Source organism: Pseudomonas sp. PAMC25584 (genome assembly GCF_058135675.1).
On record NZ_CM176870.1, the window covers coordinates 4,245,001 to 4,259,566 of the forward strand.

At 62.4% G+C, this 14,566-nt stretch carries 16 protein-coding genes (1 of these 16 cut by a window edge); 6 read left to right on the forward strand and 10 right to left on the reverse strand.

Annotated features, from left to right (window positions below):
- A protein-coding gene (locus ACS5Q8_RS19690) for a DHH family phosphoesterase (protein ID WP_443694856.1) crosses the window boundary here: on the reverse strand, window positions 1-147 show its 5' portion. The gene continues 774 nt to the left of window position 1, outside the view; 147 of the gene's 921 nt are visible here — the first part of the coding sequence; its start codon is at window positions 145-147; the stop codon falls past the left edge of the window.
- A 206-nt stretch (window positions 148-353) separates the two neighbouring features.
- Between ACS5Q8_RS19690 and ACS5Q8_RS19695 the strand changes: the two genes are divergently transcribed.
- Entirely contained in the window at window positions 354-521 is a 168-nt protein-coding gene (locus ACS5Q8_RS19695) for a DUF2986 domain-containing protein (protein ID WP_247408186.1), read from the forward strand.
- Window positions 522-585: 64 nt separating this feature from the next.
- Window positions 586-1,212, forward strand: coding sequence for a glutathione S-transferase family protein (locus ACS5Q8_RS19700; RefSeq protein WP_247408184.1), 627 nt, complete (start codon window positions 586-588; stop codon window positions 1,210-1,212).
- Window positions 1,213-1,387: 175 nt separating this feature from the next.
- On the opposite strand, the gene ACS5Q8_RS19705 is transcribed toward ACS5Q8_RS19700, so the two are convergent.
- From ACS5Q8_RS19705 to ACS5Q8_RS19745, 9 genes are all read right to left on the reverse strand, one after another.
- Entirely contained in the window at window positions 1,388-3,445 is a 2,058-nt protein-coding gene (locus tag ACS5Q8_RS19705) for a methyl-accepting chemotaxis protein (RefSeq protein WP_426102675.1), read from the reverse strand.
- A gap of 256 nt (window positions 3,446-3,701) precedes the next feature.
- Complete coding sequence (locus ACS5Q8_RS19710; RefSeq protein WP_465159350.1) at window positions 3,702-4,397, reverse strand: tRNA (adenine(22)-N(1))-methyltransferase; 696 nt, start codon at window positions 4,395-4,397, stop codon at window positions 3,702-3,704.
- Window positions 4,398-4,435: 38 nt separating this feature from the next.
- Window positions 4,436-5,587 (reverse strand): acetylornithine deacetylase, encoded by a 1,152-nt coding sequence (gene argE, locus ACS5Q8_RS19715; protein ID WP_443694833.1) that lies wholly within the window; start codon window positions 5,585-5,587, stop codon window positions 4,436-4,438.
- Window positions 5,584-6,261, reverse strand: coding sequence for a DUF1028 domain-containing protein (locus tag ACS5Q8_RS19720; protein ID WP_426102669.1), 678 nt, complete (start codon window positions 6,259-6,261; stop codon window positions 5,584-5,586). Before ACS5Q8_RS19720 ends, argE begins: the two co-directional genes overlap by 4 nt.
- A 9-nt stretch (window positions 6,262-6,270) precedes the next feature.
- A complete protein-coding gene (locus ACS5Q8_RS19725; protein ID WP_426102667.1) occupies window positions 6,271-7,002 on the reverse strand; it encodes a class II aldolase and adducin N-terminal domain-containing protein in 732 nt (243 codons plus the stop codon).
- Window positions 7,003-7,052: 50 nt separating this feature from the next.
- Window positions 7,053-7,883, reverse strand: coding sequence for an ABC transporter substrate-binding protein (locus ACS5Q8_RS19730; protein WP_465159351.1), 831 nt, complete (start codon window positions 7,881-7,883; stop codon window positions 7,053-7,055).
- Window positions 7,884-7,911: 28 nt separating this feature from the next.
- A complete protein-coding gene (locus tag ACS5Q8_RS19735; RefSeq protein WP_247400860.1) occupies window positions 7,912-8,784 on the reverse strand; it encodes a phytanoyl-CoA dioxygenase family protein in 873 nt (290 codons plus the stop codon).
- A 25-nt stretch (window positions 8,785-8,809) separates the two neighbouring features.
- Entirely contained in the window at window positions 8,810-10,327 is a 1,518-nt protein-coding gene (locus tag ACS5Q8_RS19740) for an amino acid ABC transporter permease/ATP-binding protein (RefSeq protein ID WP_247400877.1), read from the reverse strand.
- Between the two features lie 324 nt (window positions 10,328-10,651).
- Window positions 10,652-11,626 carry a LysR family transcriptional regulator gene (locus ACS5Q8_RS19745; protein WP_276194099.1) on the reverse strand — a complete coding sequence of 325 codons (975 nt, stop codon included), beginning with the start codon at window positions 11,624-11,626 and terminating at the stop codon, window positions 10,652-10,654.
- Between the two features lie 196 nt (window positions 11,627-11,822).
- Here ACS5Q8_RS19745 and ACS5Q8_RS19750 point away from each other — a divergent pair, with 196 nt between their 5' ends.
- From ACS5Q8_RS19750 to ACS5Q8_RS19765, 4 genes are all read left to right on the forward strand, one after another.
- Entirely contained in the window at window positions 11,823-12,245 is a 423-nt protein-coding gene (locus ACS5Q8_RS19750) for a RidA family protein (protein ID WP_276194100.1), read from the forward strand.
- A 54-nt stretch (window positions 12,246-12,299) separates the two neighbouring features.
- A complete protein-coding gene (locus tag ACS5Q8_RS19755; RefSeq protein ID WP_465159352.1) occupies window positions 12,300-12,749 on the forward strand; it encodes a type II 3-dehydroquinate dehydratase in 450 nt (149 codons plus the stop codon).
- Window positions 12,750-12,820: 71 nt separating this feature from the next.
- On the forward strand, window positions 12,821-14,071 hold the full coding sequence (locus ACS5Q8_RS19760) for a flavin-containing monooxygenase (RefSeq protein WP_276194102.1): 1,251 nt from the start codon (window positions 12,821-12,823) through the stop codon (window positions 14,069-14,071).
- A 75-nt stretch (window positions 14,072-14,146) separates the two neighbouring features.
- A complete protein-coding gene (locus ACS5Q8_RS19765) occupies window positions 14,147-14,503 on the forward strand; it encodes a VOC family protein (RefSeq protein ID WP_465159353.1) in 357 nt (118 codons plus the stop codon).
- Window positions 14,504-14,566: the final 63 nt, after the last annotated feature.

The window sequence follows — 14,566 nt, forward strand, 5'->3', positions numbered from 1 at the left end:
TACGGTGTTGGGGATGCTGAAATTGAGCGGTGCGCTGCTGACTGCACGAGCATTGATACCTTGATGGTTCAACAGCTCGGCGTAGGCGATACAGCAGGCGAAGGCGTCGATATCCAGATAGGCGGAGCCGGAGGTCACGACCCGCATGATGTGCGACATTGCTTTCCTTAAAATCCATTGTCCAAAATGAAAACCGCGCATGAGTGTCCGACGCACTCATGAATAAAATATGACACCCAGGCCCCTATGCCGTTACCGCCAAGCGACAGCGCCTGCCTCGAACGCCATCGGGTTGCAGTGGCTCACTGTTTCAAGCTGATATCATTCCGGCATTCACCTGCTGAGTAGCAATCATGAACCGTCGTAAAAAGATCAATCAGCTATTAAAGGCCAACGCAAAGAAGGCCAGTGCCAAATTGGCACCTAAAAGCAAAGATAAATACGTCAGTAAAGCGGACCGCTTGAAACTGGCGGAGGGGTCCGATCAGGACGCCAGCAGTTCCCCAGACAACGAAACCTGATTCAAGGCACTCTATAGCGGCGTAGCAGTCTGTTCCTCGCCCCTTCTCGCCCAGCGGAGTTCCCATGATCACTGTCCACCACCTCAACAACTCGCGCTCGCAGCGCATTCTCTGGCTGCTCGAAGAGCTCGGCCTGCCTTACGAGATCAAGCGTTACCAGCGTGACCCGAAGACCAACCTGGCGCCGCCGGAACTCAAGGCGGTTCATCCGCTGGGCAAGTCCCCGGTAATTGAAGACGGCTCGCGCGTGGTGATCGAGTCCGCCGCGATCATCGATTACCTGATCCGTCGCCACGGTGCGGGCCGCCTGCAACCGGACCCAAGCACCGCCGCCTTTGATGAGTACGTGCAATGGCTGCACTTCGCCGAAGGCTCGGCGATGCTGCCGTTGATGCTCAACCTGTACGTCGGGTTCCTGGGTGACGCCGGCGCGCCGTTGCATCCGCGAATCGAGTCCGAGGTGGCCAATTACCTGGGTTATCTCAACGATGCGCTGGCGCACACGCCGTATCTGGTGGGTGACGAATTAAGTGGCGCGGATATTCAGATGAGTTTTATCGGCGAAATCGCCAACGCACAGGGCAAGTTGCAGGCGTATCCGAACCTGGCGGCGTGGGTGCAGCGGTTCCAGGCGCGACCGGCGTATCGCAAGGCGCTGGAACAGGGTGGGGAGTATGCGTTTGCGAAGTGACGGGCGATGAGGCCTTTGGCGAGTGCTTGAACCGGCGCCCTGCAGGCGCTGCCGAGCTTTAGCGAGGCTGCGATGCAGGCGCACACCGAGGTGATCCTGTCGCAGCCTCGCTGAAGCTCGACAGCTCCCACATTTGGACGGGTTTACCCCCGGCAAAGCTCTCTCGGCAGCCCACTCAGCTCAGGCGGAAACGTGCGGTGTTGTCACTCAACGCGCGGCTCCCCTTGCTCAGCGTATCCGCAGCCCGGTTCACCGCCCGCGCGCCATCGAGCAAGCGCCCCGCCGCCTGGTCCACCTGCTGGATATTGCCGCTCACTTCATCCGCCGTCGTCGCCTGCTCTTCCACCGCCGCCGCGATGTGCGCCAGGGTGTCGGTGACGTTCTGCACCGCCCCGGCGATCTCGCCCAGCCGCGTGCCCAGCCCGGTGACGGACTCGGCGTCGGTCAGGGCCTGAGCGCAGGCGGCGCTCATCAGTGTGACCGCCTGGCTGACCGTGGCACGCAAGCTGTCCACGGTGCTAGCGATTTGCGCGGTGGAGGCCTGGGTGCGTTGCGACAGGCTGCGCACTTCATCAGCGACCACCGCAAAGCCCCTGCCCTGTTCGCCGGCGCGCGCGGCTTCGATGGCGGCGTTAAGTGCCAGCAGGTTGGTTTGCTCGGCGATGCCACGAATGGTGTCGACCACCGACTGAATCTGCTGGCCCTGTTGGCTCACTTGTTCCAGGGCGTTGGCGGTGTCGGTCAGGCGCCGGTTGAGTTGCTGGATGCTGGCCGTGGTGCGCTGGCTATCGCGGCTGCTGTCTTCGGCGATGCGTCGAGTGTGCTGGGCGCTACCGGAGGCTTGTTCACAGCTTTTGGCGACGCCCATGGAAGTGGCGGCCAGTTGCGTAGCCGCTGCGGCGATCTGGCTGATCTGGTATTGCTGGTCTTCGACGTCGGTGAGGGTGCTGCCCGATTGCGAGTTGAGCGTGAGCACCGCCGAACCAAGCTGCTGAGTCTCGTGATTTACGCCCAGCAGGCTGGTACGCAGTTGCACCACCGCCACGTTGAGCGCGGCGCTGATCGCAGCCAGTTCATCGCGGCCGTCAACAGCCACTTCCACGCACAGGTTGCCGTCGCGCAGGGACTGGGCCAGCGTGGTGATGCCGCTGGCACTGCGACGGATCGAGGCTTGCAGACACATGAACAGGTAGAGCGCCGCCAGGGCCAGCAGGCTGAAGATGGCCGCGACGGGGATGAATTGCTGCAAGGCGCGATCGTGGTAATAGGTCAGGCGTGCATCCAGCGAGCGGAGCGACTGGTTGCGCAGCGCGCCCAGGCTGCCGAGCATCGTGTCGACACTGCGCTCGAAACCGGCAGGGTCGAGTTTGATGGTGCCACCGAACACGCCGTCGTCGAGCACTTTAAGCTCGCTGTCCAGTTGTTGCAGGCTGTTATCGTACTGCGCGGTCCAGGGCTCCAGGCCGAGGTATGGTTTGGCCTTGAGCGACGCGGCGGCCTTGACCAACTGGTCTCGCGCATCGCCGATACGGCCGCGCAGGTCGCGCATCTGCAAGCGGCTTTGCAACGTGAACTGCCCCGAGGCGATGGACGACTGACCAATACTGGCCATGCGGCCGATACGCTCGATCAGGTCCGGCGTGTGCTGGGTGGAAATCTGCATTAGCAGATAAGTCTCCAGCCAGGGGTCGAGGATCAGGCCGGCGTCGAGGGTGATCTGTTCGCGCAGGGTTTGCATGGCGGTCAGCGCCGAGGTGAAGCGATCGTAGCCGTCCGGCCACCAGCCCACGGTGCGCAGGGATTGCACATCCATCCCCTTGACCATTGCCTGCAACGCGTCGAAGCGCGCCAGGGTGTCGACGCTCGCGCCCTGTTGTTTGAGCGCATCGCCCAGAGCTTGCAGGCTTTGCAGGATAAGCGGGTTGTTCGCATCCAGCTTGTCCATCGCCGCCTTGGCTGCGGGCGTCGGTTCACGCAGCAGGTCCAGCGCTTTCCAGCGCGAGGCGAGGTTGCGCTGGGCAATCAATTGGCCATCTAACGCGTCCAGGGCCAGTAGTTGAGAAACGCCGGACTTTTCGCTGGAAATCACCGCAAGTTTGTCGCGATAGTCCAGCCCGATCATCCAGAGGCTCCCGACCAGGGGCAGCATGAACAGAATGAACAGGATCTGGAATTTGCGGGCGAAGCCGAAACGTCCGAGCAGGCGGATACCGGGTGACAACAGACTGTGCATGGCCGACTACTCCCCAAAACAACCCACGCGAGGCAACGATGGACGAAGCCTTGAAATGAATCACGGCAAAGTGCCATGTCATTGATTGGGAAGGCCCAAGCAAGATACGAGCCGCCACTAGCGAGCCCCTGAATAGGCGGTGCGGCACGCAAAAAACCGCGCGCAGTGCTCGAAAATGGGGCGAAAGCACTCAATCAAGGGAACGACCGAGTAGCGAGTGGGTTCGATCAACCCGGTGCGGCAATGAAAGGCCAGCTCACGCCAGCAACGCGGTGATCCACTGCACCTGCCGGGCGACCTCTTGCACCTTGGCCTCGGGCACCGCCTGGCGAGCCTGCTCGAAACTGGCCAGGGTTTTCTGCTTTTGCCGCAGCAGGCGCTGCCACTTGGCCAGGAAGGCCGGGCTGCGGGCCTGCAACTGCAGCGGACCGAAGTACAACTCTTCGGCACTGTACGCCACCGGTTCGGCGCGCTCAGCGACGATGATTTCGTAGTAGAAGCGGTTTTCCCGCAACAACTCTTCGACCAGGATGCGGTAACCGTTGTCCATCAGCCATTGGCGCAGCGGTTGCTCGCCGCCGTTGGGTTGCAGGATCAAGCGCTCTTGGCCGGTGAGGTGCGCCTTGCCGCTGTCGAGGATGTTGCGGATCGTCTCGCCGCCCATGCCGCAGACGCTGATCGCGGTGATCGCGTCGGCAGCCGTGATGGCTGCCAGGCCATCGGCCAGGCGCACGCTGACGTGTTGCTCCAGGCCATTTTCACGCACGGTGCGTTCGGCGGCCTGGAATGGCGTCGCGGCCACCTCCCCCGCCACCGCCGCCGCGATCAGGCCACGGCGCAGCAACGCCACCGGCAAGTAGCCATGGTCGGAGCCGATATCCGCCAACCGCGCCCCAGCCGGCACATGCGCGGCTACGCGCTCCAGGCGCATGGACAATGTGTGTTCGTTCAACTGCGGTTCCTTCTTCACCACGAGTGTCAGTGCGAGGGCTATTGACGCACAAACTCCACCACCCGCTCCAGCATTCGATCACACGCATCCAGTTGCTGCAGACTGATGAACTCATCCGCCTTGTGCCCCTGTTCCATGCTGCCGGGTCCGCACACCACGGTGGGAATCCCCGCCTGATCGAACAGCCCGCCTTCGCTGCCGAAGGCAACGGTGCCGAAGTCCTGCGAACCGCAAAACTGCGCGACCCACTCAGCCGCCTGGCTTTGCGACGAAGTCGCCAACCCCGGATAGCTGGACAACTCACTGAAGCCGATCGCGCACTGCGCACTCACCGCCTGCATCGCCGGCAGCAGGGTTTGCTCGGCATACAAACGTAACTGGTGCGCCACCTGCCACGGGTCCTGGGTCGGCAGCGAGCGCACTTCGAAATCAAAGCAGCACTGCTGCGGGACGATATTCAGCGCCTTGCCGCCGCTCATCACCCCGGTTTGCACCGTGGAAAACGGCGGATCGAACGCCACGTTCAGGTGTTGCGGCGCCTTGAGTTCCTCACCGAGCCGCACCAGTTCCCGGATCAAGCAGGCCGCGTACTCAATGGCGTTGACGCCTGATGGTGCATAGGCCGAATGACACGCCGCACCCTGCACGTCGCAGCGCACGGCCAATTTGCCTTTGTGCCCCAGCACCGGCTTGAGTTCGGTGGGCTCGCCGATCACACACAACAACGGCTTGACCGGCTGCGCGTGAAACCTTTCGATCAATGAACGCACGCCCAGGCAGCCCACCTCTTCGTCATAGGACAGCGCAATATGCACCGGCATACGTAGCGACTCCCGCACCAGCGTCGGCACACAGGCCAACACACAGGCGATATAGCCCTTCATGTCGGCGGTACCACGCCCGTACAACTTGCCGTCTTTTTCGGTGAGGTCGAACGGCGCCACGCTCCAGCGCTGGCCGTCCACCGGCACCCCATCGGTATGCCCGGACAGCACGATGCCAGGCACATCCGCCGGGCCGATGGTCGCCAGCAGGTTGGCCTTGTTCTTGTGTTCGTTGAACACCAGTTCACAGGCGACACCGTGGCCCTGCAAATACGTGCGCACGAAGTCGATCAGCGCGAGGTTGGATTCGCGGCTGGTAGTGTCGAAGCGCACCAGTTGCGCCAGCAGGTCACGGCTGTGGCTCATCGGTCATCTCCCGGCACCGCATAGCCCGGCGCGATGTGCGGGTTGAGGGCGCGGTCGAGGTAGTCTTGCAGTTGCCCGCGATAGGCCTGCCAGAGCAGATCGAGGGCGCCAATCGGGTCGGCGTCGGCCCAGTCCACGCGCAGACTGACGATGGGCCACAACAGCTCATCGACCACCATCAGGGCCGCCGAATGCACCGGCCCCGCTTCACCGCCGTGGGCCTGGCCAGCATGCATCGCGGCGAGCAGCCGGTCCGCCAGAGGCCCGGAGGCGTTCTCGAACACGCCGACCATCGCAGCGATTACATCGGGATTGGCCAGCATGTTCCCGGCCGCCACGCATTGCTCGCCACTCAGCGCCGCATGAATGCCAAGGGTTTGCGAGCCACTGAAATGTGCGGTGCGGCCCAGGCCATCGATCACCGTCACCTGCCGATAGTCGCGGTGGTCCTGCCCAGCAAACACCGCCGCCACGGCCTCACTCGGCGCCATGCCCTGCTCCAGCAGGTCGAGAATCTGCGGGCCCAGGCTCGGCAGGGTGATGTTCTGCGACGCCACCGCGCCTACACCGGGGCGCAGCCACGGGCAACGCGCGCCCACGGCGATGCTCGACGAACTGATAGCGATCCCCAACTGGCCCGTCTCGGCACAGCGGGCGACAACGGAAAAGGTCATAGGGCTTCCTCAGTCGAGCACCGACGCATCGGCATCGATCATCATGTGCTTCATTTCTTCAAAATGCCGGCGCGAGAAATCGGTGATGCCTTCCCAGCCCCGCGCGGTTCTTTCCGCCACTTCATCGGACAACACCCGCAACGGCTGCCCGGTGGACCACGCCGTGACGAGGATCTGGCAGGCGCGCTCCAGGGTCCAGATATCGTCGAACGCTTCACCGATAGACGAGGCGGTCACCATCACACCGTGGTTGCCCATCAACAGGCGGCTCTTGCCGTCGAGCAAGCCGGCCAGGCGTGCGCCTTCGGCCTCGGTGTCGGCCATGCCGCCGTAGAGCTCGTCCACCGCCACACGGTTGAAATAGCGTGCGGTGTTCTGGTCGATCGCCGGGATGTGCGGCTTGGCCAGGCACGCCACCGCCGTGGTGTAGACCGGGTGCAAGTGCAGCACGGCACGGGTGTGCGGCAGCCGTCGATGGATCTGCCCGTGGATCGACCAGGCGGTGGCGTCCACGTCCGGGTGGTCGGCACAGGCGGGGTCGTCGGCGTTCAATAGCAGCAGGTCGCTGGCGCGAATGCGCGAGAAGTGCTTCCACTTCGGGTTGAGCAAAAACTGTTTGCCATCGGCCGACACGGCAGCGCTGAAGTGGTTGGCCACCGCCTCGTGCATGCCCAGGTGGGCAACGATGCGAAAGGTCGCCGCCAGGTCGATGCGCGTCTGTTCTTCGAGGGATAACGCCATGGATCGGTCTCCGCAGGGCGCGGCCGCAAGACTGCGGCCGCGCAATAGGCTTACTTGGGCATCAGCGCCGCAAGGTCGGCATCGGTAGGCGCCTCGAAGTTGTACTTCTTGAGCAAGGCCGCGTATTCCGGCGTGGTGCGGTACTTCTCCAGACCGTCGAGCAAGGCCTGCTTGACCGTGTCATTGCCCTTCTTCACGCCGAAGCCGTTCAGCACCGGGTAGATCAAGGCGTCGGACGAAATCACCACGCGGCTGCCCAGTTTGTCGATCACGCCACGGGCCACGGCCGCGTCGGTGATCTGCGCTTCGACCGCATGGGCCAGCAGCGCTTGGGTGGTTTGCGGGTCGGTGCTGTACTCGCTGATCTGGATCGGCTTCAACCCTTTGGCCACGCAGTACTCGGCCGACAGTTTGTTCATCTGCGCCAGCCACGAGGTAGCCCCCATGGAACCGATCTTGTGGCCGCAGAACTCTTCCGGGGTCTTGGGTTGGAAGGCACTGTCCTTGAGGGTCAGGATCGACTCGCCGCTTTTCAGGTAGGGAATCATGTCGATGACCTTGACCCGCTCGGCGGTGATATACATCGACGAGTTGGTCACATCGAAACGCCCGGCCTGCAAGCCGGTGATCAAGTTGGGAAAGCGCGTGTCGAGGGTCTCGACCTTGCGCCCCATGACCTTGCCCAGGCCGTCCATGAACTCGATATCGAAGCCCGCCGGCTTGTTGTTATCCATGTATTCATAGGGGAAGAACGTCACATCGGAACCGGCGATGATCTTGCCGTCCTGCTGGAACGCCGAAGCCGCCAACGAGGTCATCGCAACCGCTGCGCCCAGCAGGCACAAGGCAAGGGGACGAACACTTTTACGAAACGCTGTCATGGTCAATACCTGCAAGGGAGTGGGGAGGTTAGGCAGTGGCAGAATCTTGTCCGGCCTGTTGCACGAAGAAAGACGCACCACGGGGTTTCTGCGGCAAGCGCAGTTGGTTGTCCGTGGAACGTATCAAGCCACTTTCTTCACCGGCCACCAGCAGGCCGGCATGTGCGCTGGGCAGAGGGTTTTCGCCGAATGGCAGCGCGTCTTCAGCGGCGTAGACGCTGATGAACAGGGTGCGCGGCAGTTCGGTCTCGTTAGGGCTGGAGGCGTGCAGCAAGCGGGTGTGCATGAAGCATACGGAACCGGCCGGGCCGTAGCAGGCGATCGGTTGCCGGCAGTGTTCCGCGACCACTGCGTCGTCCACCGCGCCGGTGAAACGCTGGTTCTGCCAGTGCGACCACAGCGGGCCTTTATGGCTGCCGGGGATCACATTCAGCGGGCCGTTTTGCGGGGTCACTTCGCTGACCATCAGCAAGGCGGTGATGATGTCGTCGTTGCTGTGGGGCGTGAACAAAAAGTCCTGGTGCCACTTCACCTGGGTCGCGGTGTGGGGCAACTTCGAATTGATCTTGCTGTGGTGAAAGCGTGCGCCGCTGGCGCCGATCAACTGCGCGGAAATCGCCGCCATGCGTGAATGCAACGCCACGCGTTCATACACTGGGGAAATTTCGGTGGGCGAGCTGACCCGGCGCAGCGACGGGTGATCGGCGCGATGGTCGCCCTCCAGATCAAAGCGTGCGCGGCCATCCACGGTCGTGCCCCAGCCCTGATCATGGCCGCGACTTTCTTCTACCCACTGGTCGAAGTCGTGCTGCAGCGCGGCCACTTCGTCCATCGACAACACGCCTTCCACCACCAGGTATCCGTCGCGCTGGAACTGCTCGATTTCATCTTGCTCGATCATTTTATGTTTCCTGAACGTTAGAGGGTCACGCCAGCGAGACGTCCTTGAGGAACGCCTCCACGCGTGGGTTCTGACCGCTGCGCAATACCGCAGGCGTGTCGTCGCAGACCACACGCCCCTTCTCCATGAACACGATGCGATCGGAGACCTTGAACGCGAAATTCATCTCGTGGGTGACGATCACCATGGTGATGCCCTCCTCGGCCAAGGCTTCGATGACCTGCAGCACTTCGTTGACTTTCTCCGGGTCGAGCGCCGAGGTGGGCTCGTCGAACAGCATGATCTGCGGGCGCATCATCAGCGCGCGGGCGATGGCCACGCGTTGCTGCTGGCCGCCGGAGAGTTGGTGCGGGTACTTCCAGGCGTGGTCGAGCATGCCGACCTTGTGCAATAGCGCGTAGGCCTGTTGCTTGAGCTCGTCGGTGCGCCCCAGGCCGTGGTATTTCGGCGCCATCAGCAGGTTGTCGAGCACGCTCAAGTGCGGGAACAGGTTGAAGCTCTGGAACACCATGCCGATGTTCAGGCGATGCTCGGCGTGTTCGACGTACTGCGGTTTCTGCGCGCCGGTTTTGTTCAGGTGGATGAACGGCTGGCCGTTGATCCTGATCTCGCCGTTGTCCAGTTGCTCCAGGCCGTTGAGCAGGCGAATCAAGGTGGTTTTACCCGACCCCGATGGCCCGATCACCGACACCACTTCACCGGGCAGGACCTGCAGGTTGACCGAGCCCAGCACCTCGATGTCGTTGTAGGCCTTGTGCAGCCGCGTGGCGTGCAGCGCCGGGGCCCCAGTGGTCGCCGGACGTTGCAGCGCAACACGTTGTTGCGTGGCCAGGGCCAGCACCGCCGCATCGGGAACCCGCGACACATTGCGCTGGTTGACGTCGAGAAAGCGCTCCAGGCGTTTGAGCAGGAAGTCGAACACGGTGACGATAAACACATAGAAGAACGCCACCGCCGCCATGGTTTCGATCACCAGGAAGTTCTGCGAATACAGGCGCTGGCCGACCATCAGGATTTCTGTCAGCGAGATCACCGACACCAGCGAGGTGAGTTTGACGATGGAGATGTATTCGTTGGCCAGGGACGGCAGCGCCACCCGCAATGCCTGGGGGATCACCACGCGCCATTGGGTGCCGAAAAACTTCAAGCCCAACGCCCGCGCCGCCTCGCCTTGGCCTTTGGGGATCGAGAGCAAACCGCCGCGATGGATCTCGGCCACATACGCCGTTTCGCAAATCACCAGGGCCAGCAGGCCGGACCAGAACGGGTCGGCCAGAATCGCCGAAGTGCCGGGCAGCGCTTGAGGCAGGTTGTAGATAAAGATCAACAGCACCAACAGCGGCAGGCTGCGAAACAGCCAGATATAGCCACGCGCGGGAACGCTGAGCAGCCCATGCCTGGATTGCTTGGCCAGCGCCAGCAGAAAACCCAAACCGATGCTCAAGACCCAGGTCAGGGTGCTGAGCTTGATCACCGTCCACGTCGCGCGCCAGAACTCGGCGTCGCCCAGCAGACCAAACGTGTAATTCCAGTCGAATGTCATCGTCGCGGTGCCCTGCCCCAAAAGAAGGAAATTGATCTGCATCAATGAAATCAGAGTCGTGGGGACGGGCCCTTGGGGTCAATTCGTAAAACCCGGTCCACTGGGTAGGCAGAACCTACGCAGCCCGCCGCCGCCCTCGAAACCACCAAAAATCAATGTGGGAGGGGGCTTGCCCCCGATAGCGGCGCATCAGCAACACATCAGCAAGCTGACCCAGTGCAATCGGGGGCAAGCCCCCTCCCACATTGGATAGGCCGCATGACCTGACCGAAAGGGTGCGCGCCTGAACTCACCGCGCCGAACACGCGACCTTTTGGTGCAAATTCAGCTCACACTGCTGAGCGAGCGCACCGCATGCGGGTCAAAAAAACTCGGCGGTGCCATGCCGGGGATGTACTGGTCAGACACAAACATCCGGCAGCGCTCGGCAAACGCCGACACCACGCGTGACAGCTGGGTGTTGCTCGCCGTGGCGTAGCCCAGCTTCATCGGTCGGTGCGTGCCCGCCAGGCGCAGGCGGATCACGCGTTTACCGTCCTGGGACAGGTTCGATTTGGGCCGCGCATTCGCGAAGGAATAACCGATCCCGTTGCCGACCATGGCGCGCACCGTTTCGAGGTTGGTGGAGCGCATGATGATGTTCGGCGTGGTGCCCGCCTGCATAAACAGGCTGAGGAAATAGTCGCGGCTCCAGGGCGTGTCGAGCAGCACCACCGGGTACGCCTCCAGGTCCTGCATGCTGACCGCCGACAGACTCGCCAGCGGGTGGTACTCGCCGACCATCACATACGGCGGCAGGTGTGCCAGGGGTTGGAAGTCGATGTCGGGGCTGGTCACCAGGTCGTAGGTCAGGGCGATGTCCAGCTCGCCACTGCGCAGTTTTTCCAGCAGTTCCTCGTGGTTACCCTCGGCCTGGGTCACGCGCACGCCCGGAAACGCGCGACCAAAGCCAAACACCAACTCGGGGGTGATCATCGGCGCCAGCGACTCCAGGCAGCCCACCCGCAGCGGCCCGCGCACGGTGTTCAATGACTCCGAGGCGATGGTGTAGAGGTTGCTCATCTGTTCCATGATCTGCTTGGCTTCTTGCATCACCAGACGCCCCACTGCCGTCAGGGAAATGCCCTGGGCGTGATGCCGGATAAACAGCTGGATGCCCAGCTCAGCCTCCATATGAGTGATCGCCGCCGAGATCGACGGCGAGGAGACATGGATGCGTTCAGCGGCGGCACTGATGCTGCCGGCCTCGCCCGACGCGACAAAATATTCCAGTTGGCGCTGAGTAATACGACTGAGCATCAGGCCTGTACCTCGGTAATGACTGTATGCCCAGCGTGTTGCAGGGTTCATGCCGGGATAGGCGCGGGGCCTGCGCAGGGCGATGACCAGCACGGGCTTCGGTTTTTCCTAAGCACTACCCCGCACAAATGCTGGTTTCGCCCGGCAACAGGCGATGTGAAGCTGATTGCATCCCGCTTCCGACGAGTCGCCAGCCATGCCCACCCACACCCGCATCCGCATGTTCAACACAAAGCAGACCTACCCCAACCAGACGCTGGACAACGACCTGTGCCAGGCCGTGCGCGCCGGCAACACCATCTATGTGCGCGGCCAGATCGGCACTGATTTCGACGGCAACCTGGTCGGCCTCGGCGACCCGCGCGCCCAGGCCGAACAAGCGATGAAAAACGTCAAGCAACTGCTTGAGGAGGCGGGTTCCGACCTGTCCCATATCGTCAAGACCACCACCTATTTGATCGACCCGCGCTACCGCGAGCCGGTGTATCAGGAGGTCGGCAAATGGCTCAAGGGCGTGTTCCCGATTTCCACCGGGCTGGTGATTTCCGGCCTGGGCCAACCCGAGTGGTTGATGGAGATCGATGTGATCGCCGTGGTGCCGGACGATTGGACCGTATGAAGGCGGCCGACGCCGAAGTCGTGTTGCACCTCGCGGAACAAGCCGGAGAACCCCATGCCCCACACCGTGTACTTCCTCAATGGCCCCAACGCCAACCTCTACGGGCTGGACAAGAACGGCACCTACGGCAGCGCCAGCTTCGCCAGCATCGAAGCGTGTTGCCAGGGCCACGCCGCAGAGTTGGGCCTGACCCTGGACTTTCGCCAAAGCAACCATGAAGGCGTGCTGGTGGACTGGATTCAAGAGGCCCGCCTGAACGCCGACGCCATCGTGATCAACGCCGCCGGACTGAGCTACAGCTCGGTGCCGATCCTCGATGCGCTACTGGCGTTCGACGGCCCGATCATCGAAGCGCACATGAGCAATATCTGGAAGCGCGAGAGCTTCCGGCATCACTCCTACGTGTCCAAAGCCGCCACCGGCGTGGTCGCCGGGTTGGGCGCGCTGGGTTACCGACTCGCACTCACGGCGCTGGCCGAGCTGCTCAAAGAGCCGCAGCAGTGAGCAGGCCGATCATCGATCAAATGCGGCTCTGCGGTGTTGCAGATAAACCTCTAACTTTTCAGGAAACGCCTATGTCCGTCGAAACAATCAACACCTTGGTAGTCGGCGCAGGCCAGGCCGGCGTCGCCATGAGCGAGCACCTGTCGCTGATGGGCGTGCCGCATATCGTGCTGGAGCGCAGCCGCATCGCCGAGCGCTGGCGTTCGGAGCGCTGGGACTCGCTGGTCGCCAACGGCCCGGCCTGGCACGACCGCTTTCCTAGCCTGAAATTCGAGGGCATCTCCCCCGAAGCCTTCCCGCCCAAGGAGCGCATGGCCGATTACTTCCAAGCCTATGTCGAGATGCTCAACGCCCCGGTGCGTACCGGCGTCGAAGTGTTGCAAGTGGAGCGCCATGTCGGTCGCCCCGGCTTCAAGGTGACCACCTCGGCGGGCGTGATCGAGGCCGCTAACGTGGTGGCCGCCACCGGGCCGTTCCAACGCCCCTCGATCCCGGACATCGTCCCCACCAGCGCGCCGCTGCATCAGTTGCATTCCTGCGCCTACAAGAATCCGGGCCAACTGCCCGAAGGCGCCGTGCTGGTGGTCGGCGCCGGTGCCTCCGGCTCGCAGATCGCCGAAGAACTGCAAAAGGCCGGCAAAACCGTGTACCTCTCGGTCGGCGAACACTACCGCCCTCCCCGCGCCTACCGCGGCCGCGACTATTGCTGGTGGCTCGGCGCCCTGGGCCTGTGGGACGAAGTCAAAATCCAGCCGAAGAAAAAACACGTAGCCTTTGCCGTCAGCGGCTACGAAGGCGGTAAGACCGTCGACTTCCGCCGCCTCGCACACCAAGGGATCACCCTGGTGGGCGCCACTGAACACTGGAACGCAGGCGTCATGACCTTCGCCCCTGGCCTGGCCGCCAACGTGGCAGAGGGGGATCGAGCGTACTTCGAGGTACTGCGCGACGCCGATGCCTATATCGAGGCAAACGGCTTGCCGTTCCCCGAAGAACCGCAAGCCTGGGAACTGCTGCCCGACCCGCAATGCCTGCTTGACCCGATCCTCAGCCTGGACCTGGCCGAAGCCGGCGTGACCACGATTCTGTGGGCCACCGGTTTCAAGTTCGACTTCAACTGGTTGAAGGTCGATGCGTTCGACGAGAACGGCGAACCGTTCCACAAACGCGGGATTTCGGCACAGAGCGGGATCTACTTCCTGGGCCTGCCGAATCTGGTGAACCGGGCGTCGTCGTTTATCTACGGGGTTTGGCATGATGCGAAGTACGTGGCAGATCACATCGTGTTGCAGAACGAGTACATGGCGTATGGCAAGGCTTAGCGCCTTGCTCCCCGCGCCACTTCAACGACCGATCCGTTACAATCGCCACTTTGGACATTCGCCAAGGAGGCAGCCATGAGCGTTCGTGGTCAAGATCGACAGATCGACAATATTGAATTCAATGTCAGCGACATTGCCCGCAGCAAAACGTTCTACGGCCACGCGTTCGGATGGACGTTCGTCGACTACGGCCCGACCTATACCGAATTCAGCGATGGCCGGCTGACCGGTGGTTTCACCACGGGGGAGCCGGTGCGGCCGGGCGGTCCTTTAGTCATCTTGTATTCGGACAATCTCGAGGACGCACAGCAGCGGCTCAAGGCTGCGGGCGCGGTGATCTCCCGCGAAACCTTTTCGTTCCCCGGTGGAAGCAGGTTCCACTTCATTGATCCTGACGGCTATGAACTGGCCGTGTGGACAGCGCAACCGTAAAGACTGAGCTTTTATCGATTGAGCGAGCGCATGGTTTTATACATGCGCAAACTTTCCTTCCCC